Source organism: Elusimicrobiota bacterium (assembly GCA_016182905.1).
Classification (GTDB): domain Bacteria; phylum Elusimicrobiota; class Elusimicrobia; order UBA1565; family UBA9628; genus GWA2-66-18.
Map to the genome: position 1 here is coordinate 192,652 of JACPFR010000005.1, position 24,395 is coordinate 217,046.

The window sequence follows — 24,395 nt, forward strand, 5'->3', positions numbered from 1 at the left end:
GATTATAACAAATTCCCGTCGACGCCATTTTTGGCCGGACTTTCAGACCCAGTGGCTCTTGAGGAACTGGATCAGCGAGGACGCGTAGAAGAACATCCCCAGGATCAGGACGGGGATCCCGGCGAAGAAGAACAGGGACATCGTCACGGGCGTGGTCTTGACCAGGCAGGGGACGGCGGTGGCCAGCATGAAGGCCACGCAGGCGATCGCGTACTTGGCTTGGCGGTTCATGACCCGTCTCCCTGCGGATGGACCGGCCCGTGGCAGTCGATGCACGAGGCCTCGTTGTTCTTCAGCTGCTCGAGCATCGGGACGTGCACCTCCTGCTCGAGGTACTTGAAGGTGTCGCCGTGGCACTGCAGGCAGTTGCCGTTGGGGAAGGGCTTGTACAGCTTCGGGCGCTCGTTCGTGCCGAGGGCGTTGGCGTAGAGGTGGCGCAGGCCGCGGATCTTCGCGGTCATCGGCCCCAGGAAGTCGTAGTCCGTGTGGCAGGTGTAGCAGGAGTTGTGGTTGATCCAGTGGCGCTGGAAGTGTTTCGCGGAGAGCAGCTCGCTCTTGGAGTTCTCCACGCCCTGCACGAAGGGCTCCATGATGTGGCAGGAGGAGCAGAACTGGACGGACTTGCTGCGGTGGAAGGCGACGGCTCCGGTCAGGCTCGCGAGCAGGACGGGCAAGGCGACGATGCCGAGGAAGAGGAGCGCCTGGAGCCACAGCTCCTGGGGGATGCGCGAGGACCGGACGCCGGGCTTTGCGCTCATGGGGGCGTATTGTACCACACAATCTTTTGAATGGCCGGATTGTTGCCCAACCGGAAACGTAAACCTTCTATGACCTGGGCCGCTGTTCCGCGATCATCGGATTTGAGATACTGCCGCATGCGCTTTTCCCTGCTGATGACGCTCGTCGCTTCCCTCGCGGTCCCGGCGGCCGCGGGAGAGGCCGCCCCCGTCGATATCGCGAAGACCCCCGCTTACGAGCTCCTCGGCGAGCTCGATCTGCTCCAGGTCGTCCCGCGCGAGGGCCTGCTCGTGCGGCCGAAGGTCGCCCGTCCCGACGGCTCGTACGTCGTGCCGATCGAGCTCGACTCGATCGCGCCTCCCGAGCCGTTCAGCGCGCGCGGCCTGAACATCCTGCAGGTCGAGATGGCGAACATCAAGGTCCTTCATCTTCGGCGCTTCGACCTTCTCTATAACGGCGGCGGGCGGCTCATCGCCGTGTTCCCGTCGTTCCCCGAGGACATCGTCGTCCAGGCGTCGAGGTCGCCGAAGAAATGGGAGGAGATCCAGCCGAGATATCTCGGATTGTTGCTAATTCAACGAGTCGTGCAGGCACGCCGACAGCCGCAGGCGCTCCTCGTTGAGGACGCGCACGCGGCGGCCGTCCACGGCGATGAGGCCTTTGGCGCAAAGCTTGGACAGGGAGCGGCTGACGGCCTCCGGGGTCGTCCCCAGGACCTGGGCCAGCTCGGTGCGGGTCTCGGTCAGGATGAACTCGCCCTTCGGGGCCCGCGCGAGGTCGGGGCGCCGGGACGCGTTGAGCAGGCGCGTGGCCATGCGCGCGTCGATCGTGCACACCGAGATGCAGTGCATGTAGTCCTCGGCGCGGCCGAGCTCCTCGGCGAAGCGCTGCGCGAGGAGGCGCAGCGTGTCCGGGTTCCGGCCGAAGATCGCCCAGAAATGGTGGGGCTGGAGGAAGCGGACCGTGGCGTCCTCCATGACCTCCCCGGTGCAGCGGTAGGGCTTCTCGGCGAAGAACGAGCGGTCGCCGAGCAGGTCGGGGCCCTGCACGAGGCGGACGATCTGGCGGCGCCCCGCGCGGTCTTCCTTGATGAGCTTGACCCGGCCGCTGCTGATGAAATGCAGGCCGAGCGGCTGGTTGCCCTGGTAGAAAAGGACGTTGCCCGGGCGGTAATCGTGCGCCGGGGCCAACTCCAGGAAGCGCCGCCACTCCTCGCGCGTCGCGTGGCGGAGGATGGGGATGGCCGGCGGCGCCTGGAGCAAGGTCTTCATGCGGCCTCCGCGGAGGCCGCCGTCTCCCGGGGCGCGGGAGCGGTTCGCGGCGGCTTGTCCATCTCGGCGCGGCAGTCGAGCGCGGCCGCGGCGGCCTGCGCCTCGGCGCGGTCCTTCTCGGCGAGCTTGCCCTCCATGCTGTCGGAGATCATGCGCTTGAGGTCGTCGAGGTCGTACAGGTAGACCGAGTCGAGCTTGGCGCAGGCGGGCTCGACGTTGCGCGGCACCCCGAGGTCGACGAGGAACAGGGGCTTGCGGCGCTTGGCGAGCACGCGGGCCATCAGGCCGGCGGTGAGCAGGTACTCGCTCACGGAGGCGGAGAAGACGGCGACCTCGACGCGCTCCAGCAGCTCGAGCCCGGCGTCGAGGGAGACGGCCTCGCCGCCGAGCTTGTCGGCGATGGCGCGCGCGTTCTCGACGGTGCGGTTGGCGACGACGATCTTGTCGAACTTCTTCGCGGCGAGGTGGCGGACCACGGCCTCGGCCGTCTGTCCCGCGCCGAACACGAGGATGCCGCCGCCCTCCTTGTCTCCGAAGATGCGCTTGGCCATCAGCGCGGTGGCGCCGCCGATGGAGTGGACGCCGTTCTGGATGCCGGTGGCGCTGCGCACGTCCTTGCCCGCCGCGATCGCCGACTGGAACGCGCGGTTGAGGACGCGGCGCGTGAAGCCGCGGGCGAGGGCGGACTGATAGGCCGTCTTGGTCTGGGCGAGGATCTCGGTCTCGCCGATGATCCAGGAGTCGAGGCCCGCGGCGACGCGGAAGAGGTGGAGGAGGGCGTCCTGGCCCTCGCGCTGATAAAGGGAGGGGACGATCTCGGCGCCGGCGCGCTGCATGAACCACTCGCGGACGAGGTCGCCGCCGCGGCGCGCGTCGTCGCACACCGCGAATACGTCCACGCGGCTGCAGGTGGAGAGCACGACGACCTCGTCCAAGGGAACGAGGGCCTTGAGCTCGGCGAGGATCTCCGGGAGGTTCTGAGAGGACACGACCGCCTTCTCGCGGGAGGAAACCGAGGCGTTCAGGTGGTTGAGCCCGACGACGAATATCCGTTGTGAAGATTCCATGACCACTGCCAAGCAACAGAACTGCCAACCCCATGTAATTTGTGTTCTTATTGACGGCACGGATGTCTTTGGCCGTTATGTTGCTAAAGAATGAGACATGACCAACATATCCCAGCACCCCGGGGCGCAGCCCGCTCCCTTCGACTTCTCCTCGGCCCCGCTCCTCGTCATCTGGGAATCGACCCGTTCCTGCGCCTTGGCCTGCGACCACTGCCGGGCGAACGCCGACACCACGGTCGATCCCAACGAGCTGACCACCGCCGAGGGCAAGAAGCTCATCGACTCGGTCAAGGCGATGGGGACCCCGATCATGATCCTGTCCGGCGGCGACCCGCTCAACCGCAAGGATCTAGAGGAGCTGATCCGCCACGGCAAGTCCGCGGGCCTGCGCATGGGCACCATCCCGGCCGCGACGCCCAACCTGACGCGCGAGCGCCTGGCGTCTCTAAAGGAAGCCGGCGTGGACCAGCTCGCCTTCAGCATCGACGGCGCCACCGTCGCCTCCCACGACGCCTTCCGCCGCACCCCCGGGGCCTTCGACACGGTCCTGCGCGCGGCCAAGCAGGCCCGCGAGCTCGACATCCCGATCCAGATCAACTCCTGCTTCGGCGCCTGGAACTGGCGCGAGTTCGACGCGGTCGCCGAGCTCGTCACCACGCTCGACATCGCCTTCTGGGAGGTGTTCTTCCTGATCCCCGTCGGGCGCGGCGCCAAGCTCGGCGGCCTGACCCCGGCGCAGTTCGAGGAGGGCTTCGCCAAGCTGCGCAAGATGACCCAGGAGCAGCCCTTCGTCGTCAAGCTCACGGAGGGGCAGCATTTCCGCCGCTACGCGCTGCAGCAGGAGGTCCACGCCGGCGAGGGCGCCGCCGCCCGCGTCGAGCGCACCGTCGCCCGCCCCGCCAGCCTGCGCGCGGGCCTGCGCCTGCCCAAGCGCGCGGTCAACGCCGCCGACGGCTTCATGTTCGTCGACCACCTCGGCGACATCTGCCCCTCGGGGTTCCTGCCGGTGCGCCGCGGCAACGTGCGCGTCGACGACCTGGCGACGGTGTACCGCCAGGACGAGATGTTCCGCGACCTGCGCGACCACGGCAAGCTGAAGGGGCGCTGCGGCGTCTGCGAGTACCGCGAGGTGTGCGGCGGCTCCCGCGCGCGCTCCTGGGCGATCACCGGGGACATCTTCGCCGAGGACCCGTCCTGCGGGCATCAGCCGAAGGGCTGGAAGCCCTGACGGGCCGGTGACCTTTTTTGAGTCGAAATGTTGCGTAGTTACAATCGAGGCGGACGGCTCCGCCCGGGAGGCTTTTATGCTCGCGAAGGACATCATGCATAAGAAGGTCGTCACGGTGGAGAGCTGGCTCACCGTCCCCGAGCTGACGAAGATCTTCGAGGAGAAGTCCATCAGCGGCGCGCCCGTCGTCGACGAGGTGGGCGCGATCCTCGGCGTGGTGTCCCAGACCGACCTCGTGCGCACGCGCCGGGAAGGGCCCGTCGGCGTTCCCTCCTATCACCGCGACCTCGACGACACCGCCCGCGCCGCCGGCCTGCACATCGAGGAGATGGACCGCACCCGCGTGGAGCAGATCATGACCCCGGGCGCGATCTCGCTCGACGAGAACACCCCGGTGGAGAAGTTGGCCAAGGTCATGATCGACAGCCACATCCATCGCGTCCTGATCACCCGCGGCGACAAGCTCGCGGGCATCGTGACGACGATGGACATGATGCGCGCCCTGATCACCTTGGCCAAGCGGCCCGCGCCCGCTCGCCGCAAGGCTCACGCCCGGTAGCAGGCCGCTGAAAAACCCATTGTGCGCATCAGCCGGGGGCGCGCAATTGCGTTTCCGTTAATTTTACTCCCATCGATGGGAGTGCGTGTTGACTTAGCTGGAAGCCAAGCCCGCGACGCCTCATCCGAACCCGCATCAGCGCTTCGCTCTCGTGAGCTTGAAGTCGAGGGCGCACAGCATCGCGGGCAGGGAGCGGGGCGCGCTCGCCATGCGGCCGGCGAAGCGCTCCAAAGTCTTCTCGGCCGCGGCGCCGAACTCCGGGCGGCCGGTGAGCGCGCGCAGGCGCAGGCCGTTCATCGCCGAGACGGATGCGGCGGCGGGAAGCGGGCCGTCCTCGGCGTCCAGGTCCGGGGCCGGGAGCTCGGGATCGCGCGCCGGCTCGGCCTGCGCCAGGCGCGCGGCCAGCGCGAGCCATTCGGGCTCCGAGGCCGCCTCGTGCAGGTCGAGCAGGCCCGCCGCCGTCAGCGCGTAGTCGTCGGCGAAGCCGGGGATCGCGCGCTCGCCCTCGCGCCAGCGGCGGTAGAGTCTGCCCTCCTTCGCGTCGTACAGCTCGTCGCGCAGGAAGCCGGCGGTCTTCCGCGCGGCTTTCAGGTAGCGCGGCTCGCGGAGGACGGCCGCGCCCTTGGCCAGCGCCGAGATCGCCAGGCCGTTGTGGCCGGCGATGACCTTGTCGTCCTTGGCCGGGCGGGGGCGCGCGGCCCGCGCCGCGGCGCTAGTCCGGGCGTAATACTCCTCGTCGGCGTCCTCGGCGGTGTGGAATCCGCCGTCGGGGCGCGCCATATCGCGCAGGAGGTAGTCGAGGGTCTCGCGGGCCGTCCGCGCGAACGCCGGGTCGCCCGTCGCGCGGTGCGCGTCGAGGAAGACGGAGGCGAGCTGGGCGTTGTCGCCGAGCATCTTCTCGTAGTGCGGCCTGGTCCACGCCGCGTCGCTCGCGTAGCGGTGGAAGCCGCCTCCGATCTTATCGTGGAGGCCGCCTTCTCCGATCGCGCGCAGGGTCTTCACGGCCATGGCCAGGGCTTCCTTGTTCCCGGTGCGCGCGTGATAGCGGAGCAGGAAGGACAGGGCGGACGGCATCGGGAACTTCGGCGCGGGGCCGAAGCCGCCGTGCTCCGCGTCGAAGGCGGAACGGTAGGCGCGGAAGGCCGCGTCGAGCGACGAGGCGTCGAGAGGGCCCGTGCTCGCCTCGACGCGCGTGTAGGCCTCGAGCGCGCGGCCGGCGTCCTCCGCGTCGCGCACGGCGTCCTCGCGCCGCGTGCGCCACAGCTCGGCGACGCGGGCGAGCAGAGGCCTGAGCCCGGGGAGATCGCCTTTCGCCTCGGGAGGGAAATACGAGCCGCCGAAGAAAGGCTTGCGCTCCGGGGTCAGCCACAGGTTCAGCGGCCATCCGGCGCTCCAGCCGGCGGCCTGGGCGGCGTTCATGTACACGCGGTCCACGTCGGGGCGCTCCTCTCGGTCGATGAGGACGGGGATGAAGCGTTCGTTGAGCAGGGCCGCGATCGCGGGGTCCCGGAACGACTCGCGCTGCATCACATGGCACCAGAGGCAGGTCGAGAAGCCGATGGACAGGAAGACCGGCTTGTCCGCGCGCTTCGCCTCGGCGAAGGCCTCCGGGCCCCAGGGCCGCCAGTCCACGGGATCGGAGGCGTGCTGGAGAAGGTACGGGCTCTTCTCCTCGGCGAGACGACTGGCGCGCGGCGCCTCGGCCGCGCGCGAGAGAGAGACGGAAAGGACGAACCACAAAGACACGAAGACACGAAGAACGGCAACAGAAAGAATGGTTAACGGCCGCGGCAGTACGCCGTTAACCTCCAAGCCGTTCGTTCTTCGTGTCTTTGTGACTTTGTGGTTCAATCCGTCGCCGTACGTCAGCCGTGGTGATGGAGGCTCTCGACGAGATAAGGGTCCTTTTCCGGGACGGCGGGCGCGGAGGCGAAGGCCCGGTCGAAGAGGAGGATGAAAACGCCCGCGAGTCCCAGGAAGATCGGGAGGTCGACCCAGTGGGGCCGGGCGGACGCGCCGCTCACCGAGGGCATGATCATCACGAACAGGTCGAGCCCCCGCCCGACGCACACCGAGGCGCAGGCCGCGAGCAGGACGCGGCCGTCCTTCTTGGCGCGTACGCGCAGCAGGAGGGCGCTGGGGACGAGGAAGTTGGCGAGCAGGCTCAGGGCCTGCACGGTCATCCAGCTCGGGGAGGAGCGCAGCGAGTAGTAGGCGGTCTCCTCCGGGATGTTCGCGTACCAGATGAGGAGGAACTGGCAGAACCAGAGGTAGGCCCAGAACACGCCGAAGCCGAACACGTACTTGCCCAAGTCGTGGCGGTGGTGCTCGTTGAGCTGAGGGAACAGGCCCGCGCGGTTCAGCAGGAGCGTCAGCAGGGCGATGACGGCCAGCGCGTGGAGGAAGGCGCCGCCGAACATGTACCACGGGAACATCGTGCTGTACCAGTGCGGCTCGAGCGACATGACCCAGTCGATGGAGGCGAGCGTGAAGGTCGCGCCGAAAACGACCAGGAAGGCGGCCGACAGGCGCTTGTTCTTGTGCGTGCGCTCGACGTCCCCGTCCGCGTCCTGCAGGCGCGAATTCATCAACAGCGCGCGCGAGAACACCCACCAAAGGACGAGGATCGCGACGGCGCGCAGCGACCAGAAGGACAGGTTCAGGTAGCCGGCCTTGGCGTGGAGCACCGGGTCGTGGACGGCGGCCGTCTCGTGCGCCCAGTGATAGAGCGAATGCGACCCGAGCAGCACGACCAGCATCCCCAGCGCGCCGGCGGGGAGGTAGGCGGTCATCGCCTCGGGAACGCGGCGGAACAGCGTCGGCCAGCCCGCCCCGACCAGGTTCTGGACGGCGATGAAGACGAGTGCGGTGATCGCCAGCATGAGGAAGTACGTGTTGCCGAGCAGGAAGCCGGCCAGGGCGCGCTGCGGGGCGAGCTTGAGGCCGGCGAGGAAGAACGCGGCCCCCAGCACGGCGAGCGCCGCGCACGCGGCCCGGGCCTCGGGGGGGAGTAGTCTTCGGCGGTTCATTTCGTGTTCTCCCAGGAGCGCATGTAGGCGACGATCTTGCGGATGTCGGCGGCGGACAGATCGGCCACGCCGCCGGCTCCCGCGCCGAAGGGGCGCATCGGCGTGTTCGGGCGCCCGATGGCGATGGTCGCCATCAGCAGGCCGTCGTCGGCCGCGCGCAGGAACTCCGGCGTGTTGAGCGAGGGCGCGTAGCCCTTGACGCCCGCCGACGCCTGGCCGCGGCCTTCGACGCCGTGGCAGGCGAGGCAGTACTTGTTGAAGAGCAGGCCGCCCTCGGCGGCCGCGCTGCCGGTGCGGTCGATCACGCGCACGACGGTCGGAGGATCCTTCTCCCATGACCGGATGAAGGCCACGAGGTCCATGACCTCCTTCTGGCTGAGGCTCACCACGTTCCCCTGCTGGGAGAACGAGCGCATCTCCGTGCCCTGCCGGCCCATCATGACGGTCGCGGCCAGGTAGCCGTTGGAGGCCGCCTTGAGGAAGCCGAGCGAGTTGAGGGAGGGGCCGCTGGAGCCCTCGCCCTCGAGGCCGTGGCACTTCGAGCAGCCGCCCTTGCCGAGGTAGAGCTCCCGGCCCACCTCGGCCGACGCGCCGGGGAACTCCCGGTCGAGGAGGTCGACGCGCGGCTTGGAGGCCAAAGTGCGCAGGTACGACACGACGTGGTCGATGTCCGAGGAGTTCAGCGACATCAAGGTCCCCAGGGCGCGGCCTTCCATGAAGCCGCGCATGCCGCTGCCCTGCTTGCCGTAGGCGACCGTCCGCCAGAGGAACTCGTCCTTGGCCGAGGCGAGAAAGACCGGGTTGCCGATCTGGCCGCCCACGCCGCCGCGGCCCTCGGGGCCGTGGCAGGAGACGCAGGCCTTGTCGTAGATGAGCTTGCCGAACTCAGGCTCGCCGCGGCGGGCGGGCCGGTCGAGCGCTAAGGGCGCGCTCTTCTGCCAGGAGCGGATGAACTTGAGCACGTCCGCCATGTCGCGCGAGGGCAGGAAGTACCAGGACGGCATCGCCGTGCCGGGGCGTCCCTCCGAGACGGCCCGGAACATGAACTCGTCGTCGGCCATGCTGAGGAAGGAATCGCTGTTCAGCCGCGAGCCGATGCCGCCCTCGCCCTTGGCGCCGTGGCACGAGGCGCAGCGGGCGTTGAAGACCTTCGCGCCCATCTCGGCCGAGGCCCCCGGGAGCAGCGCGCGGACCTCCGCCAGGGAGTGCTTCGGACGGGCCCAGCCGCGCAGGTAGGAGACGAGGTCGCCGATCTCCCCGGTCGTGAGGTTGTAAGACGCGGGCATGGCGGTGTGCTTGCGGCCGCTGATGACCATGTCGCGGAAGAACTGGGGCGACGCGATCGACAGGAAGGTGGGGCTGTTGAGCGTGTTGCCGATGCCGCCCTCGCCGCGGCGGCCGTGGCAGGCCGCGCAGCGGCCGCGGTAGATCGCCTCGCCGCGCTTGGGGTCGCTCGCGTGGGCCAGGACCATCGCGCGGTCGGGCGCGGCCGTGTCCCACGTGCGCAGGTGGCGGATGATGCTGAGCATCTGCGTGCGCGTCAGGCTCTTGTCCCACGCGGGCATCTGCGTGCCCTTGCGGCCGTGGGTGATGATGTCGATGTAGTAGCCGTCGTCGACCATGGAGAGCACCGACGGGAGATGCAGGGTCGGCACGCCGGGCTGGCTCGGCCGGCCGTCGGCGCCGTGGCAGGAGGCGCAGTTCGCGGCGAACAGCTCCTTGCCGTAGACCTCGGAGACGAGGTGCAGGCGGCGCGGGTCCTCGGGGATCTCCGCCAAGGGGCCGAGGCGGGCGATCTCGGTCTTCTGGAGCTCGCGCAGGTACTGCACGACGCGCCAGCGGTCGTCGGCGGGGATCTGGGCCGAGTGAGGCGGCATGTTGTTCCGGCCGAAGGCGATGATGTGGTACAGCTCGCCGTCGGGAAGGTCGAACGAGGACTTCCCGGCCAACGAGAAGGACATCGCGGGGAAGGCCTTGGCGACGCCGCCGTCTCCGCGGCCCTTGGCCCCGTGGCAATGGAGGCAATAGCTCTGGTAGGCCCGGCGGCCGCGCTCGAGGCCGGCGAGCGAGACGGGCAGGGGGTTCTTGAGCTCGCGCGCCGCGCGGGCGCGCTCCTCCGCCGAGGGTCCGAAGCCGAGGCGGGACCCTCCGCGGGCGAAGGTGCCGGCGGGGGCGGCCTGCTGGGTGAGGCCTCCCGGCATGCGCGCGTTGACGGTCTGCGTCTTCGCGGCGGGGGTCTTCACCATCTCGTCGAACAGGCGCAGATGCGGCTCGGCGAGGTCCCGGCGGGCGGCCAGGACGAGCGCCGACGCGGCGCCCAGCACCAGAGCGGCGGGGATGAGGAGGCGTTTCATCGCGCGCCTCCGTCGACCGCTTCGACGCGGACGGCGCCGTGCTCCCGGTAGAAGGAGCGCAGCGCCTCTTCGGCCGCGCCGTCGACGACGAGCAGGAACTTGTCGTCGGTGGCTCCGAGGCCCGCGAACGGCGCGGCCTTGCCGGGCAGCAGGCCGCGGAAGACCAGCAAAGTGACGACCGTGCCGACGCCGGCGACGAGCACCGTGATCTCGAAGGCGATCGGGATCAGCGCGGGGGACGCGTCGAAGGGCTTGCCGCCGATGTTCATCGGCCAGTCGAACAACGAGACCCAGTATTGGAAGCCGAGGGCGAAGGTCAGGCCCGCGGCGCCGAGGGCGAAGCAGGCGCGGCTCAGCCACGACGGCGGCAGGCCGAGGGCCTCGTCCATGCCGTGGACCGGGAACGGCGTGTAGGCGTCGCGGACGTCGAGCCCCTTCTCGCGGGCCGCGCGGGCGGCCGCGAGCACCGCGTGGTCCGAATCGAAGACGCCGACGAGAGTCTTAGCGGCCATGGTGGCTCTCCTTGTTCTCACCCGACCGGGCGTAGCTCAGCACGCCCTTGACCTCGCTGATGGCGATCATCGGCAGGACGCGGCAGAACAGCAGGAAGCAGGTGAAGAACAGCCCGAAGCTCCCGATGTAGGTCCCGATCTCGACGTAGGTCGGCGAGTAGTCCGTCCAGCTCGAGGGCAGGAAGTCCCGGTGCAGCGAGATCGTGATGATCACGAAGCGCTCGAGCCACATGCCGATGTTGATGAGGATCGAGATGACGAAGAGCACGCGCACGTCGCGACGGATCCTCTCGAACCACAGCGTCTGGGGCACGAGGACGTTGCAGAAGACCATCATCCAGTAGAACCCGGCGAACGGGCCCTTGATGCGGTTGAGGAAGGCGAAGCGCTCGTAGTGGTTGGAGCTGTAGTAGGAGATGATCAACTCCGTCGAGTAGGCGAGGCCGACGATCATCGAGGTCAGCAGGATCACCTTGCAGATGGCATCGATGTGGCGCAAGGTGATGTAGCCCTCGAAGTTCATGACCTTACGGGCGATGATCATCAAGGTCAGCACCATCGCGAAGCCGGAGAAGATGGCGCCGCAGACGAAGTAGGGCGGGAAGATCGTCGCGTGCCAGCCCGGGATCACCGAGGTGGCGAAGTCGAAGGAGACGATGGTGTGGACCGAGAACACCAGCGGCGTGGCCAGCCCCGCGAGCAGCAGGTAGACCATCTCGTAGTGGCTCCAGGTCCGGTGCGAGCCCGACCAGCCGAGGCTGGCGACGGCGAACAGCTTCTTGCGCCAGCCCGCGGGCAGGCGGTCGCGCAAGGTCGCCAGGTCGGGGATCAGCCCGACGAACCAGAAGGTCGCCGAGATGATGAAGTACGTGCTGATGGCGAACACGTCCCACAGCAGCGGCGAGCGGAAGTTCACCCACAGCGGGCCCATGGGGTTCGGGTAGGGCATGACCCAGTAGGCGAGCCACGGGCGGCCCATGTGGATGAGCGGGAAGATGCCCGCGCACATCACCGCGAAGATGGTCATCGCCTCCGCCGAGCGGTTGATCGAGGTCCGCCACTTCTGTCGGAACAGGAACAGGATCGCCGAGATCAAGGTCCCCGCGTGGCCGATGCCGACCCAGAACACGAAGTTCGTGATGTCCCAGGACCAGCCCACGGTCTTGTTGAGGCCCCAGGCGCCGATGCCGGTCCAGACCTGATGGATCACCATCACCGCGCCGAAGGAGAGGGCGGCCAGCGCGGCGGCGAAGGCGCCGTACCAGGCGGCCGTGGGGGCGGCGTCGAGCGGGTCGCAGACGTCGCGGGTGATCTGCCCGAGGTCCTTGACGCCGTCGACGAGCGGCTCACGAAGCGGAGAGACGCGGCTGATGGACATATATTAGACCCTCTTGTTGCGGACCTTCGTCAGGTAGTGGACCGAGGGCTGCACGCCCAGCTCGGCCAGCACGCGGTAGGAGCGCTCGCTCTTGGCGAGCTTGGCGGCCTTGCTCTTCGGGTCGTTGAGGTCCCCGAAGACGATCGCCTCCGCAGGGCAGCTCTGCGCGCAGGCCGGCTTGACGTCGCCGTCGCGCAGCACGCGCCCCTCCACCTTGGCGTCGGCCTTGGCGGTGTAGATGCGCTGCACGCAGAAGGAGCACTTCTCCATGACCCCGCGAGAGCGGACCGTCACGTCGGGGTTCAGCGCCAGGTTCGCGTTGAGGTCCTCGTGCGCGTAGTCGAACCAGTTGAAGCGCCGCGTCTTGAAGGGGCAGTTGTTGGCGCAGTAGCGGGTGCCGACGCAGCGGTTGTACACCTGCATGTTGAGGCCCTCGGTCGAGTGGACCGTGGCGAGCACCGGGCAGACCGTCTCGCACGGGGCGTTGCCGCAGTGCTGGCACAGCATCGGCTGGAAGGAGACGTCGGGGCTCCCGTCGACGGCGTCGGGCGGCCCGGAGTAGTACCGGTCCAGGCGCAGCCAGTGCATGTCGCGGCTCTTGGCCACCTCGGACTTGCCGACGACCGGCACGTTGTTCTCCAGGTTGCAGGACAGCACGCAGGCCGAGCAGCCGGTGCAGGAGTTGAGGTCGATGGCCATGCCCCACTTCGGGCCCGCGTACTCGTGCTCCTTCCAGAGGCTCTTGCCTTTCTCCTCCTCGGGGTTGCCGGCGCGCGGGTTCAGGAGGTAGTCCGCCAGCACGGTCTCGCGCACGTGGTCGCGGCGTTCGCCCAGCAGCGGATCGACCAGGTGGTCGTAGGTCTGGGTCTTGGCCAGGCGCTCGAAGCGAGGCAGCAAGGACACCGTCACGGCGGCCGCGCCCGACAGGGGCATGACGTCGGCGCCGCTCGCGGGCAGGAAGTCGATCGGGAGCATCTTCTCGACGGGGAAGTTCCCGGCCATCACGCCGATGCCGGAGCGGCCGTAGCCGAGGGCGGCGGCGACGGTCCCCGAGGCCTGGCCGGGCTGTATCTGGGCGGGCAGCTCCACGGAAACGCCGCCGGCGCTCAGCTTCACGACGCGCCCCTCGACGAGGCCGAGGGCCTTCGCGTCGGCGGGGGAGAAGGCGGCGAAGTTGCCCCACGTCGTCTTGGCGACGGGATCCGGGAGCTCCTGAAGCCAGGGGTTGTTGGCCTGGCGGCCGTCGCCGAGGGCGACGCTCTGGTAAGCGACGAGCTCGAAGCCGGCGCCCGGGGCCCTCGGCGCCTTCAGCGTCGACGGCGCCGACGGGACGAAGGCGCCTTTGCCGGCGCCGTCGTCGATGGCGACGGCGCCGGCGCGGACGGCGTCCTCCCAGAACGACTCGAACGAGCCGGTCTTCTTCCGGCGAGGGAAGACGGACGAACGGAAGTACGAGCGGATCGATTCGTGCGCCGTGGCCCGACGCCCGTCCCAGCGCGCGAGCGTCTCGAGCGCGTCGCGCGTGTCCCGCAGCGGAGAGAGCGCCGGCTGGGAAAGGCTGATCGTTCCTCCGTGCGCGTCGTGGTCCGCCCAGGCCTCGAGCGGGTGATGCTCCGGACAGACGATCCTCGCCAGCTTGCAGGTCTCGTTGGGCCGGCCCGCCAGGCTGACGAACAGGCCGACCTTGGCGGCGGCCTTGCGGAATTCCTCGGAGCGCGGGTGGTCCTGCGCGGGATTGCAGCCTCGCACGATCAGCACGGCGACCTCGCCGCGCCGCATCTCGCCCAGGAGCGCGTCGAAGGCCCCGATCTCGCCTTCGGCGACGCGGGAAGGGCGGCTCAGGTCGGCGATCTGCTCGTATGCGCCGAGCATCTGGTTGATCCAGTTGGCCGCGGCCTGCGAGGCGACGTCGTCGCCGCCGCACAGCACCACGGCCCGGCGGCGCTCGGAGAGGAGGGCGTCGGCGGTCTGGAGGAGCGTCGAGCGCGACACCGAGGTCGGCCCGGAGGCGGGCATCGGACCGCTCCAGCTTATTTTCTGGGAAATCAGGCGGCCGAGGGCGACGATGGTGCCGTAGCGCTCCGAGGGCTTGACCGGCACCCGCAGGTCGGCGTTGGCGCCCGTCGGGGACATCCGCGCCTCGAACTGGGCGTGCCAGGACATGAGGTTGGGCTCGGCGTCCGGCTTGCGCCGGGCCGCCCAGTCCTTCGTGTACTGGACCGGAGAGCCCCAGGTCCCGAGGAAGTCGGCGTCGAAGGAGACGATGGCCTTGGCCTTGTCGAGATGGTAGGTCGGCAGGACGGCGCGGCCGTGCGTGAGGCGATGCGCGGCGACCGACGCGAGCAAGGAGGGCTCGTCGTAGACGACGTGGCGCAGGGTCGGGAAGCGGGCGCGCAGGCGGGCGATCTCGGCGCGCGCCGTGGGGCTGGCCCAGGTCGCGCTGAGCAGGCGGACGGCCTTGCCCGACGAGCGCGCGCGCTCGAGGGCGCGGATGACCTCGAGGTCGGCGGTGTCCCAGTCCGTGGGCGCGCCCGCGAGGCGGGGGGACGCGTAGCGCTGGGAGTCGTAGAGATCGAGCAGAGAGGCCTGGCCGCGCGCGCACAGGCCGCCGCGCGAGACGGGATGCTCGGGGTTGCCCTCGAGCTTGATCGGCCGGCCGTCCCGCACCTTCGCCAGGGCGCCGCACGCGGCGGGGCAGGCCCCGCAGGTCGTCGCGTACCAGACCGCCTGACCGGGCGCGGCCTCCTCCGGAGCGACGAGGGCCGGCACGACCTTCTCCGCGGGCTTCTGGAACCGGCAGCCGCCGGCGGCCAGGGCCGCGAAGCTTCCCGCCATCAGCTGGAGGAAATCGCGGCGCTTGATGCCGTCGGCCGCGTCCTCGGCGTTCTGCTTCTTCGTCTCTTCTTCGTTCATGATATCGATCCTCACCAGTGGCAGGCCGCGCAGTCGAGCGGCCCCCCGGTGCGCTTCCAGTGCGTCGGCGCGGCGGCTTTCTGCTGGCGGTGGCAGTTGACGCACCAGCCCATCGAGAGCGACGACGCCTGGCGGACGCGGGCCATGTCCTGGACCGGCCCGTGGCACTCCTGGCAGCGGATGTCGTTGGCCACGTGGACGCGATGGGAGAAGTGGACGAAGTCGGGGAGGTCGTGGATCCTCGTCCACTCCACGGACCTCGGCGCGCTGCTCAGGCGCGTCTCCCAGGCGGCGACGATCCTCGCGATCCCGGGGTCGGGCTCGGCGGCGCCGGCGGTCTTGCGCACGGCGTTGTGGCAGTTCATGCACACCGAGACCGGCGGGACCCCGGCGACGTCGCTGCGCGCGGCGCCGTAGTGGCAGTACAGGCAGTCGATCTTGAGCTTGCCGGCGTGCGTCGCGTGCGAGTAGGCGATCGGCTGGACGGGGGCGAAGCCCTGCTGGTCGCCCAGCAGGCGGTGATACTGGCGGCCCCCCAGGCTCCAATAGCCGGCGCCCGCGGAGAAAGCGAGGAGGGCGGCGGCGGGCGCGGCGAAGCCGGCCTGCCAGGTCCCGACGGCCAGCGCCAGGAGCAGCAAGGCCAGCGCGATCCCCGGCAGCCAGGGGCCGCGTCCCTCGACGGGGATGCGCACCTTGGACGCCGGGTCCTCGACCGCGGGCTCCGGCTCCTCCTCCGGGCCGACGGGCCCCTTGGACGCCGCGTCGACGTAGCTCAGCAGGCCTTCGGCCTGGGCCGCGCTCATGCCGGTCGTCTCCATGCGCACGCCGTTGAACTTGGCCAGGAGCTTCTTGGCCTCCGCGTCGTTGTCGAGGTAGGTCGCCGTCTGGGTGATGAAGCCGACGAGCCACGCCTTCTCCCGGCGCTCGGTCACGCCCTTGAGGTCGGGCCCGACGCGGTCGCCGCGGCCGACGGTGTGGCACTTGGCGCACTTGGCCTGGAACAGGGCGGCGTCCTTCTGGAACTGGGTGGGGGCCTCGGCCGCGTGGGAGAAGAGCGCCGACAGGAGCAGGAGTTTGATCATCGCATGGCCTCGATTGAGATCGCGTTGGCGGGACAGATCTGGGCGCATTCGCCGCAGCCGGTGCAGAGCTCGGCGTTCACGCCGGCGGAAAGTCCCCGCGCCGTCACGGAGACGGCTTTGGGCTTCACGGGGCATTCCTTGACGCAGTAGTCGCAGGGCTGGCCCTGGCCCATGTAGCAGCGCGCGTTGTCGACGACGGCCAGGCCGACGCGGACGCTCGCGCCGGGGGCGGGCGCGACCAAAGCGCCGGTCTTGCACGCGACGGCGCAGGGAAGGCCGTCGCAGAACACGCAGGGGTTCTGCGCGGGCATCAGCATCGGGTAGCCTTCCAGGCGCGAGCCGAACTCCGGGCCGGTCTTGCGCACGACCCACTCCGGGCAGGCCTTGACGCAGTCGTCGCAGCGCGTGCAAAGGGAGAGGAACGCGGCCTCCGCGACGGCTCCGGGGGGGCGCACGAAGGGCTTGGCGGGGGCGGCGATCTTTTTCCCGCTCGTGTCATCGAGGAGGTCCAGCTTGTCGCCGAGGGACGAGGCCACCGTCCCGGCGGCGCCGGCCAATTCCTTAAACATGGCCGAGAAGAAGTCCCGTCGCGAGCAGGCGTTGTCGAGGTCGCTCATCACATTCCCGAGAGGCGCATCTCCATCGGCTGCTTGAGCAGCCACAGGCTGGCCCAGCTGAAGGCGACCATCGCGATGAGCATCGGGACCTGGACGGCGAGCGCGCCGCGCCCCGAGGCGAGGCGGCGCGCCGTGCGCGCGGTGATCCACAGGCTGTACAGGTGGCCGACGAGGACGAACAGGACCTGTATGCGCCACAGACCCTCGAGCGAGACCAGCGGCGGCGCGGCCCAGCGCGCGGTGCCGAAGACGTTCCAGCCCCAGCCGAACGGGTCGGAGACCAGGGCCATGAGCTTGGGGCCCTCCATCAGGAAGTGCTCGGCGTTGTGCGCGAGATGGTAGAAGAGGGCGATGGGGAGCAAAGCGTAGGCGAAGCGCAGGGCGACGTCGCGGTACGCGACGCGCGCCCAGGCCGCCGAGACGGCCGCCAGCGCGGCGTAGACGAGGATGGGCAGGATCAGGAAGACGGCCATCAGCAGGGAAAAGGCCCCCATGAAGGAGAGGCCGGTCGCCGCCTTCGTCGTCTCGAGGAGCGCGACCCAGGTCGGGGTCATGGTCAGGCCGTGGAAGGCGGTCATCGACAGCAGGATCAAGGCGAGCGCCGCCTCGTCCATGCGCGGCTTGCCTTCGACGACTAAGTCCGCCGCCCACGGCCGCAGGTTCAGCGCCATGCTCCCGGACGGGCACGTCTTGAAGCACTCCGCGCACATCGTGCAGTACGTGTTGAGCTTCATGGCCCGCGGGTACTCGAAGGTCGGGCAGGCGTCGCCGCGCGAGGTGCCCGTATAGCAGGAGGCCGTGCCGCAGCCGGCGCACGTGGGCTGCGTCGCGCGGATCTCCACGCTCGAGAACAGCGCGTACAGGCCGGAGACGCGGCCGACGAGGCAGGCGTAGCGGCAGAAGGACTTGCGCTCGAACAGGAAGGCGGACGCCATGGCCATGCCGAGCATGGCGAGCGCGACCCAGGCGGTGGCGCGAGGGATCAGGGTGATGCCCATGCCGAGTTCGACCCAGGTCAGGGCGAGGAAAAGCCCGACGGCGGGCCAGATGCCGCGCAGGGCCTTGGGCCAGGGGAGGTCCAGGCGCGCGTCGAGGCGCGCGGCCCAGCCGGCCAGCGCGTCCCACGGGCACACCGTGCACCAGCCCTTGCCGAGGTACAGCACCGCGAAGATCAGGCCCGTCCACCACACCGTCCAGGTGAGGAGGGGAGCGATGTTCATCGCCGGGTTCTGGTTTCCGAACAGGCCGGCGGCGATCACAAGTATGAAAAGGGTTGCCGTAAAGATCCTCGGCAGGAAGGGAAATAAGTTCGAGGCCAGGAGCCGTCGCAGGGGCGCCCAGGACGTTAGATTCCAACGCGCCGCCATCGGTCCCGTCCCTTCGCCGTTTCCGGTCAACAACTCGATCACTCCGAAGGACAGGATCAGGATCAGGATGAGGGCCCACTGGTACATCCGCGTGGGGATGCCCCGCATCGTGTGGCTGAGGCGCGGAACGAGGGCGGCCGCGGCGTAATCGGAGGGCTTGTCGAGGAACGTCGTTCGGCAGTAGGTGCTGCAGAAATGGAACACCTTGCCCTCGAAGACCGCCTTCTCGGCGCCGGCTCCGCGCACCGTCATGCCGCAGACGGGATCCACGGCGACGGAGTCCTCGGCGGGCTGAGTTATTCCCATTTTTCCACCGGTGGAATCTTGGGGATAAGTCCCCGAGGCCCGCGCGTCCGTCGCGGTGCGGGCCATCTCGTTGGCGTCCACGTAGACGGTCGAGCCCGTGCGGCCGAGGTCCGAGACGATGAGGCCGAGGACGAGGAGGCCGAGGGCGTAGGGCAGCAGGAGGGCCAGGCGTCCGCTCCAGCCGAACGTCTTCTTCGCCGGCTCGAGGGCGGCCTGGCGCGAGGGGGAGATGATCGGGTTCACGCGGCTTTCTCCCGCAAGGCGGCGCGCGCCCGCTTGATCTTCACGGCGCGGACCACGACGATCAAAGCCAGGAACCCGCCTCCGAACAGCGCGAGGTCCCGCCACGGCGAGCCGGGCTCGCCGACGACGAGGGGGAAGCGCAAGGTCGAGGAGCCGTCCAGGCCGGGCAGGACGAGGACGACCTCGTAGTTGGCCTCGAGGGGGTACACGACGTGGAACTTGTGCAGGCCCATCTCCACGAGGCCCTCGCGCGCGTCGGCGATCTTCTCCTGGAAGCCGAAGGCCTTCATCCGGTAGGCCTCCAGGAGGACCTGCTTCTCATAGGGAGTGTTCGTCGCGGGGTCGTTGACGTAGACGTGCAGCTCGGATTTTTCTCCGGCCTTGGGATTGCCCGGATAGCCGGTCAGGACGACCTCGTAGGGCCCGAGCTTCTCGCGCAGGCGCAGGACCGGCGCCTGGGGGAAGGACTTGTCGTAGGCGTAGTGCGGCAGGCCGATGATGTGGTGCGCGCGGGCCGGCGCGCTCAAGAAAAGCGCGAACAACGCCAGCAAGGCGGCGTCGGATCGCGAGAAGCGGAAGGACAGCGCCTTCGTCGGGCAGGCGTCGACGCAGACGCCGCAGGAGTCGCATTCGCCGCCCGTCTTGTCCGTCATCGGCTGAAGCTGCATCGGGCAGGCCTTGTCGCAGAGCACGCAGTCGATGCAGGCCGACTTCGTCCGCTTGACGCGGAGCAGCTTCCACCGGGAGAGCGCGCTGTACAGCGCGCCGCCGGGGCACAGGGAGGCGCACCAGAAGCCGGGCGCGACCGCGACCTCGACGAGCGCGACGAGGCCGAGGAAGATCATCCCGCCGGAGAAGAAGCCCCAGGGGAACCCGAAGCGGCCGGACTCGGCGCGGTCGAAGAGCACGGTGGCGAAGGAGTGCGCCTCGCGGCTGATGATCGCCGGGGGATAGATGTAGTGCAGCAGCGGCAGGCCGCCGATCAGGCCGATCAAGGCGGCGGCGCCGAGCAAGGCGTACTTGTTGCCCTTCCAGAAGCGGACGTCGTGGACGGGAAGCTCGAGGAAGGCGAGCACCGAGCGCAGGCGCCGGATCAGGGGCATCAGCAGGCCGACCGGGCATATCCAGCCGCAGTAGACGCGGCCGAGCAGCAAGGTGGCGAGGAGGGGCAGGACGGCGCCGGCGGCGAGCACCGACACCAGGCTGCGCGTGGCGAAGGCGCTCTCCGCCGCGGCGAGCAGGTCGGTCACGGACAGGCCGAACACGCGCGCCGACCAGGGGATCGAGCCGACGAACCGGTCCGCGCGGACGAGCAGGGCCTTGCGCGGGCGCCGCCCGACGACGCCCGACTCCTCCATCGGCAGGCCCGCGCGCATCAGCGTGTCGGTGGCGCGCAGGAGCAGGCCGGCCGTGCTGTTCCCCCAGAGCTCGAGCATCTTCTCGGTCTGCCGCGCCCATAGGTAATGCCCGTAGCGCGCGACGAAGGGGAATAGGAGGACGGAGGCCAGCACCAGGACCTGCACCGCGCGCCGGCGGGGCCAGATCAGGCCTCTCATGACCAGGCCCTCCCGCTCTGCACGCGGATCGCGCGGCCGTCGATCCTGTCCTTGACGATGCAGGCTTCCTCGCACAGGCCGCAGCCGACGCAGTGCTCGTCGACGACCGCGGGCGCGTTGTGCTTGCCCTGGGTGATGGCCTTGCCCTTGAGCGGGCAGATCGTGAAGCAGGCGCCGCACACGCCGGTCCCGTTGTGGCTGACGCACAGGCGCTTGTCGACGACCGCCACGCCCATGCGCGCGTCGGCCATATATCGAAGCGGTTTTAGTGCTCCTGTGGGACAGGCCTTGCCGCAGGCCAGGCACAGGTCGCAGGCCGAGTCCTCGGGGACGATGTACGGGGTGTGGGCCGCGCGCCCCGCCGCGCGCGGCGCGAACAGGATGGCGTCGGTCTCGCAGACCTCGGCGCAGCGCTGGCAGCGGATGCAGCGGGCGAGGAACTCTCCCTCCTCGACGGCGCCCGGCGGACGCAGCAGGCCGCGGCGCGCGAGGTCCGGGGGGACGTTCGACGCGGGCACGCTCTCGCCGCAGCGCATCAGGCTCAGCAGGAAGCCGCCTCCGGCGGCGGCGGCCGCGGAACGGATGAGCGCTTCCCGGCGAGTCATGGCTCTCTCAGACATGGGCGACCACCATGATGGCCTGCGGATAGCGGATGCAGGAGCGCTCGCACAGACCGCAGCCGACGCAGAAGTCCTCGTCGAAGATTGGGCGTTCGCCCTGGCCGGTCTTCATCGCCGTGCCCTGGAAGGGGCAGGCGCGTATGCAGACGCCGCAGGTCTTGTTGTTGTAGGAGTAGCACAGGTTCTTGTCGAGCTTCGCCGTGCCCATGCGCACCTTCGTCGTCACCTCGCTCTTCAGGAGCTTGGTCAGCGCTCCCGTCGGGCAGGCCTCGGTGCAGCGCAGGTACTCGCCGCCCACCTTCTGGCACAGGTTGCAGGCCTGCTGACGGGGGAAGACGATCGGCGTGCCGTCGTCCCCCGGCCCGGGCTTGAGCGAGTACTTCTCGCCGTTGGCCTCGGTGAACATCATGATCGCCTGGCTCGGGCACGCGTCCCCGCAGCGCCCGCACCGGATGCAGCGCGACAGGAACTCGTCCTTCTCCAAGGCGCCGGGCGGGCGGATGACGCCCGCCTCGGCCGCGGCGGGACGCAGCAGCACGGCCCCGGCGGCCAAGGCCGCTCCGGTCGCCGCCGCGTTCTTCAAAAACTCCCGCCTGCTGACTTCTTTCATATGAACGGATTTGAACCACAAAGACACAAAGCCACAAAGAACGAAAGGAAGGGATTTAACATCGACGTTAACCTTCCCGCCGTTGCCGTCCTTCGTGCCTTAGTGTCTTTGTGGTTCATTTGTTTCTCGACGGACTATCCTTGAGGATAGTCGTAGGTCTCTTAGGCGATCCTCTCCAGGCGCATGGCCAGCTTCTTGTAGTCGGCCTGGCCTGAGACGGGGTCCCAGGCGCGGTGGCTCGCGGCGTTGACCAGCCAGCGGTTCTTCGCGGGGTCGGAGCTGTCGGCCACCGAGAGGTTCCACGGGCTGAACATGTAGCCGGCGGGCACCTGCGAGCGCGCCGGCTTGACCATCGAGTCCGTGCCGACCGAGACGCGGCCCTCGTAGGAGCCGCGGCGCGTGACGATGCGGACCTTCTCGCCGTCCTCGAGGCCCCAGCGTTTGGCGTCCTCGGGGCTGACCTCGACGTACTGCTCGGGCACGAGCTTGAGCGTCGTCGGGCCCTGGATGGTCTTGGCGGAGTGGAAGTGCTCGTAGACGATGCCCAGCCCGAGCCAGAACGGGTACTTGTTCTCCTTGGCGGCGTCCTCGAGCGTCTTCGTCGCGTCGTCGTAGAAGTCGAGGTCGGGGATCTCCGGGGGCAGGGCGTTGTCGCGGGCCTTGATCAGGATGTCCATGTTGTCCGTGAAGAAGGTCTGCTTCTCCGCCGCCGCGAGCATCTCCGCGTTCGAAGCGCCCTCCCGCTTCTTGAGGCCGACGGCCTCGCCGAAGGTCATCATCTTGCCGCAGGTCTCCTTGAGGACCGAGTAGTCCTGCTCGCACAGCTTGAACTTCGCCTTGCCGCTGGCGTGGGCGAAGGCCCCGTACGGCTGGCCGGCCCAGCCTTCCTGGCCGATGTAGCGCCGCGGCGTGCCGCCCTTGCGCGCGATGTCGTAGGTCGGCGCGGGCCACTGGATGCCGCGCAGGCGGCGCATCTGCTCGTACAGGCCGATGCCGTCGCGCTTCTCGACCTCGAGCATGCCGGTCAGGTCCGCGTCCGAGCCTTTCGACGCCTTCACGATGTCCCGGAACACGTCCTCGGGGTCGTAGAACCTCTGGCCGTACTTGTTCTTGAGAGTTTTTTTGTATGGAAAAATCTTTTCCGCGTCGAGGCCCAGCGCCTTCGCCAGCGACTTCGACTTGTCGATGGCCAGGTCCATGTCGGGCAGTGCCTCCATCAGCGGCTGGCCCTTCTCGTTCTTGCCGACCATGACGCCGTCGCAAACGTAGAGGCGCCGCTCGCTCTGGATGTAGGTGCCTCCGGTCCACTCGCCCCAGGTGATTGCCGGGAACACGACGTCGGCGTACAGCAGGTTCGGCGCGTGGCGGTAGATGTCCTGCACGACGACGAACATCTTGGTCAGCGCCGGCCGCACCAAGGTGTTCAGGTCGGGCATGTGCACGTGGGTCGTGTACATCCAGAACATCGCCTTGAGGTCGCCCTTGAGCGCGCGCTCCATCATCGGGATGACCATCGTCGGCTTCTGCTTGAAGGTCAGGTCCAGGCGCCCTTCCGGCAGGCGCCAGGCCTTGTTCATGTGCGTGCGCCAGCCCTCGTTGTCGAGGCCCTTGTTGAACGGCAGGCGCCCGGTCAGGCCGCCCATCAGGCGCTCGCTCATCGCGTTCGGCTGGCCGGTCTGCGAGTGGGAGCCGCAGCCCGGGCGACCGAGGTTGCCGGTGAGCAGGTGCAGGTTGATGATCGAGATGGTGTTGTGCTGCCCGTGGATGTGCTGGTTGTAGCCGATGCCCCAGAACGTGAGGCAGCCGCCCTTGCCGCGCTTGCGGCCCTTGATCGAGGCCTCGGCGAACAGCTTGCCGATGTTCTCGATCTGCTCGACGGTGACCCGGCCACGGTCGATGGGCTTGAGGTTGGCGACGACCTGCTGGGGGGAGTAGCGCTCCTTGATCCCCGCGACGTACTCGCGCCAGCCGTCGACGTGCTTCTCGAGCCACGCCTCGGGCATTACGGCTTCGGGGTACTTGGTGATGATCACGTGGGCGATGGCGTTGAGGTACGAGATGTCGCCGTTGATGGTCTGGAAGTGGAAGGACGTGCGCGGGTCGATCTCCTCCAGGCCCTGCACGGTGCCGGTGCGGCGCGGATCGGAGACCAAGGTCGGGATGCCCTTGTCGCGCTTGTGGTCGGCGACGCGCCAGAACAGGATCGGGTGCGCCTCGCGGGCGTTGTGGCCCCAGAACGAGATGAAGTCGGCCTGCTCGATGTCGTCGTAGGAGGTGGGCGGGGCGTCGGAGCCGTAGGAGGCGAAGTAGCCCGTGGCGGCCGAGGTCATGCACATGCGGGCGTTGGCCTCGATGGAGTTGGAGCCGATGACGCCCTTCATCAGGACGTTCTCGATCCACTGCGCCTCCATGGTCAGCTGGCCGGAGCCGTTGAGGCCGACCGCGCCGCCGCCCTCGGCCTTGATGATCTCGGCCATGCGCTTGGTGACGAGCTCCTCGGCTTCCTCGTAGGACGCCTCCCGGTAGACCGACTCGTCGAAGCGGCCCTTGCTCTCGGAGACGTGGCCGCGCAGGGGATCGCTCATGTCCTTGCGGATCAGGCACTTCTCGAGGCGGTCGCGGTAGATCGGCTCCTGCGCGTTGAGCCCCTTGATGCACATGACGCCCTTGTTGGTGGGGTGGAGCTTGTCGGGGACCATGCCGACGATGGTGTCGCCCTCGACCTGGATAAGGGTGCCGCAGCCGACGCCGCAGTAGGGGCACTGAGACTGGAGCTCCTTGCGGAACTTGCCGCCCATGACCTTGGAGACGTCGGCCGCGCCGGCCAGCTCGCCCGGCAGCTGAGAGACGCCCAACGCCGCGGCGGCGGCGCCGCTCGCCTTGAGGAAGTCGCGCCGCGTCAGGTCCGTCTGCTCTTCGTTTTTCTTGTCCATGAAGCCTCCAGA

At 68.9% G+C, this 24,395-nt stretch carries 20 protein-coding genes; 2 read left to right on the forward strand and 18 right to left on the reverse strand.

Annotation, left to right across the window (positions count from 1 at the left end; all coding sequences use genetic code 11):
* Positions 1 to 42: 42 nt before the first annotated feature.
* The 5 genes from HYV14_02165 to hemA form a co-directional block, all read right to left on the reverse strand.
* Positions 43 to 231: a hypothetical protein gene (locus tag HYV14_02165; protein ID MBI2384797.1), complete on the reverse strand. Its 189-nt coding sequence runs from the start codon at positions 229 to 231 to the stop codon at positions 43 to 45.
* On the reverse strand, positions 228 to 758 hold the full coding sequence (locus HYV14_02170) for a NapC/NirT family cytochrome c (GenBank protein MBI2384798.1): 531 nt from the start codon (positions 756 to 758) through the stop codon (positions 228 to 230). Before HYV14_02170 ends, HYV14_02165 begins: the two co-directional genes overlap by 4 nt.
* Positions 759 to 970: 212 nt before the next feature.
* A complete protein-coding gene (locus HYV14_02175; GenBank protein MBI2384799.1) occupies positions 971 to 1,153 on the reverse strand; it encodes a hypothetical protein in 183 nt (60 codons plus the stop codon).
* A 154-nt stretch (positions 1,154 to 1,307) separates the two neighbouring features.
* Complete coding sequence (locus tag HYV14_02180; protein MBI2384800.1) at positions 1,308 to 2,009, reverse strand: Crp/Fnr family transcriptional regulator; 702 nt, start codon at positions 2,007 to 2,009, stop codon at positions 1,308 to 1,310.
* Positions 2,006 to 3,076: a glutamyl-tRNA reductase gene (gene hemA / locus HYV14_02185; protein ID MBI2384801.1), complete on the reverse strand. Its 1,071-nt coding sequence runs from the start codon at positions 3,074 to 3,076 to the stop codon at positions 2,006 to 2,008. The genes HYV14_02180 and hemA overlap by 4 nt, the downstream gene beginning before the upstream one ends.
* A 97-nt stretch (positions 3,077 to 3,173) precedes the next feature.
* Between hemA and HYV14_02190 the strand changes: the two genes are divergently transcribed.
* A complete protein-coding gene (locus HYV14_02190; protein ID MBI2384802.1) occupies positions 3,174 to 4,304 on the forward strand; it encodes a TIGR04053 family radical SAM/SPASM domain-containing protein in 1,131 nt (376 codons plus the stop codon).
* A 76-nt stretch (positions 4,305 to 4,380) separates the two neighbouring features.
* Positions 4,381 to 4,863, forward strand: a complete 483-nt coding sequence (locus HYV14_02195; GenBank protein MBI2384803.1) for a CBS domain-containing protein — start codon at positions 4,381 to 4,383, stop codon at positions 4,861 to 4,863.
* 135 nt (positions 4,864 to 4,998) lie between these two features.
* Here HYV14_02195 and HYV14_02200 read toward each other — a convergent pair whose 3' ends face one another.
* The 13 genes from HYV14_02200 to HYV14_02260 form a co-directional block, all read right to left on the reverse strand.
* A complete protein-coding gene (locus HYV14_02200) occupies positions 4,999 to 6,609 on the reverse strand; it encodes a thioredoxin domain-containing protein (GenBank protein ID MBI2384804.1) in 1,611 nt (536 codons plus the stop codon).
* Between the two features lie 119 nt (positions 6,610 to 6,728).
* Positions 6,729 to 7,892 (reverse strand): hypothetical protein, encoded by a 1,164-nt coding sequence (locus HYV14_02205; GenBank protein ID MBI2384805.1) that lies wholly within the window; start codon positions 7,890 to 7,892, stop codon positions 6,729 to 6,731.
* Positions 7,889 to 10,246 (reverse strand): c-type cytochrome, encoded by a 2,358-nt coding sequence (locus HYV14_02210; protein MBI2384806.1) that lies wholly within the window; start codon positions 10,244 to 10,246, stop codon positions 7,889 to 7,891. Before HYV14_02210 ends, HYV14_02205 begins: the two co-directional genes overlap by 4 nt.
* The gene (locus HYV14_02215; protein MBI2384807.1) at positions 10,243 to 10,758 is read right to left on the reverse strand and encodes a DUF3341 domain-containing protein; all 516 of its coding nucleotides are present in this window, start codon (positions 10,756 to 10,758) and stop codon (positions 10,243 to 10,245) included. Before HYV14_02215 ends, HYV14_02210 begins: the two co-directional genes overlap by 4 nt.
* Positions 10,748 to 12,136, reverse strand: coding sequence for a polysulfide reductase NrfD (gene nrfD, locus HYV14_02220; GenBank protein MBI2384808.1), 1,389 nt, complete (start codon positions 12,134 to 12,136; stop codon positions 10,748 to 10,750). Before nrfD ends, HYV14_02215 begins: the two co-directional genes overlap by 11 nt.
* A 3-nt stretch (positions 12,137 to 12,139) precedes the next feature.
* Positions 12,140 to 15,049, reverse strand: coding sequence for a 4Fe-4S dicluster domain-containing protein (locus HYV14_02225; protein ID MBI2384809.1), 2,910 nt, complete (start codon positions 15,047 to 15,049; stop codon positions 12,140 to 12,142).
* An 11-nt stretch (positions 15,050 to 15,060) separates the two neighbouring features.
* Positions 15,061 to 16,131 carry a c-type cytochrome gene (locus tag HYV14_02230; protein ID MBI2384810.1) on the reverse strand — a complete coding sequence of 357 codons (1,071 nt, stop codon included), beginning with the start codon at positions 16,129 to 16,131 and terminating at the stop codon, positions 15,061 to 15,063.
* Positions 16,128 to 16,748 carry a 4Fe-4S binding protein gene (locus tag HYV14_02235; GenBank protein ID MBI2384811.1) on the reverse strand — a complete coding sequence of 207 codons (621 nt, stop codon included), beginning with the start codon at positions 16,746 to 16,748 and terminating at the stop codon, positions 16,128 to 16,130. The genes HYV14_02230 and HYV14_02235 overlap by 4 nt, the downstream gene beginning before the upstream one ends.
* Complete coding sequence (locus tag HYV14_02240) at positions 16,748 to 18,664, reverse strand: YHS domain-containing protein (protein MBI2384812.1); 1,917 nt, start codon at positions 18,662 to 18,664, stop codon at positions 16,748 to 16,750. Before HYV14_02240 ends, HYV14_02235 begins: the two co-directional genes overlap by 1 nt.
* Complete coding sequence (locus HYV14_02245) at positions 18,661 to 20,220, reverse strand: 4Fe-4S binding protein (GenBank protein ID MBI2384813.1); 1,560 nt, start codon at positions 20,218 to 20,220, stop codon at positions 18,661 to 18,663. Before HYV14_02245 ends, HYV14_02240 begins: the two co-directional genes overlap by 4 nt.
* Positions 20,217 to 20,756: a 4Fe-4S dicluster domain-containing protein gene (locus tag HYV14_02250; protein MBI2384814.1), complete on the reverse strand. Its 540-nt coding sequence runs from the start codon at positions 20,754 to 20,756 to the stop codon at positions 20,217 to 20,219. The genes HYV14_02245 and HYV14_02250 overlap by 4 nt, the downstream gene beginning before the upstream one ends.
* Positions 20,757 to 20,832: 76 nt before the next feature.
* Positions 20,833 to 21,450 (reverse strand): 4Fe-4S dicluster domain-containing protein, encoded by a 618-nt coding sequence (locus HYV14_02255; protein ID MBI2384815.1) that lies wholly within the window; start codon positions 21,448 to 21,450, stop codon positions 20,833 to 20,835.
* Positions 21,451 to 21,611: 161 nt separating this feature from the next.
* On the reverse strand, positions 21,612 to 24,383 hold the full coding sequence (locus HYV14_02260) for a molybdopterin-dependent oxidoreductase (protein ID MBI2384816.1): 2,772 nt from the start codon (positions 24,381 to 24,383) through the stop codon (positions 21,612 to 21,614).
* Positions 24,384 to 24,395 lie beyond the last annotated feature (12 nt).

Coding starts and splice junctions, on each gene's coding strand:
- HYV14_02190 (MBI2384802.1), top strand. CDS start 3,174: ATGACCAACATATCCCAGCACCCCGGGGCGCAGCCCGCTCCCTTCGAC.
- hemA (MBI2384801.1), bottom strand. CDS start 3,076: ATGGAATCTTCACAACGGATATTCGTCGTCGGGCTCAACCACCTGAAC.
- HYV14_02195 (MBI2384803.1), top strand. CDS start 4,381: ATGCTCGCGAAGGACATCATGCATAAGAAGGTCGTCACGGTGGAGAGC.
- HYV14_02215 (MBI2384807.1), bottom strand. CDS start 10,758: ATGGCCGCTAAGACTCTCGTCGGCGTCTTCGATTCGGACCACGCGGTG.
- HYV14_02245 (MBI2384813.1), bottom strand. CDS start 20,220: ATGAGAGGCCTGATCTGGCCCCGCCGGCGCGCGGTGCAGGTCCTGGTG.
- HYV14_02165 (MBI2384797.1), bottom strand. CDS start 231: ATGAACCGCCAAGCCAAGTACGCGATCGCCTGCGTGGCCTTCATGCTG.
- HYV14_02260 (MBI2384816.1), bottom strand. CDS start 24,383: ATGGACAAGAAAAACGAAGAGCAGACGGACCTGACGCGGCGCGACTTC.
- nrfD (MBI2384808.1), bottom strand. CDS start 12,136: ATGTCCATCAGCCGCGTCTCTCCGCTTCGTGAGCCGCTCGTCGACGGC.
- HYV14_02175 (MBI2384799.1), bottom strand. CDS start 1,153: ATGTTCGCCATCTCGACCTGCAGGATGTTCAGGCCGCGCGCGCTGAAC.
- HYV14_02170 (MBI2384798.1), bottom strand. CDS start 758: ATGAGCGCAAAGCCCGGCGTCCGGTCCTCGCGCATCCCCCAGGAGCTG.
- HYV14_02210 (MBI2384806.1), bottom strand. CDS start 10,246: ATGAAACGCCTCCTCATCCCCGCCGCTCTGGTGCTGGGCGCCGCGTCG.
- HYV14_02180 (MBI2384800.1), bottom strand. CDS start 2,009: ATGAAGACCTTGCTCCAGGCGCCGCCGGCCATCCCCATCCTCCGCCAC.
- HYV14_02255 (MBI2384815.1), bottom strand. CDS start 21,450: ATGAAAGAAGTCAGCAGGCGGGAGTTTTTGAAGAACGCGGCGGCGACC.
- HYV14_02205 (MBI2384805.1), bottom strand. CDS start 7,892: ATGAACCGCCGAAGACTACTCCCCCCCGAGGCCCGGGCCGCGTGCGCG.
- HYV14_02230 (MBI2384810.1), bottom strand. CDS start 16,131: ATGATCAAACTCCTGCTCCTGTCGGCGCTCTTCTCCCACGCGGCCGAG.
- HYV14_02225 (MBI2384809.1), bottom strand. CDS start 15,049: ATGAACGAAGAAGAGACGAAGAAGCAGAACGCCGAGGACGCGGCCGAC.
- HYV14_02235 (MBI2384811.1), bottom strand. CDS start 16,748: ATGAGCGACCTCGACAACGCCTGCTCGCGACGGGACTTCTTCTCGGCC.
- HYV14_02250 (MBI2384814.1), bottom strand. CDS start 20,756: ATGCGCTGCGGCGAGAGCGTGCCCGCGTCGAACGTCCCCCCGGACCTC.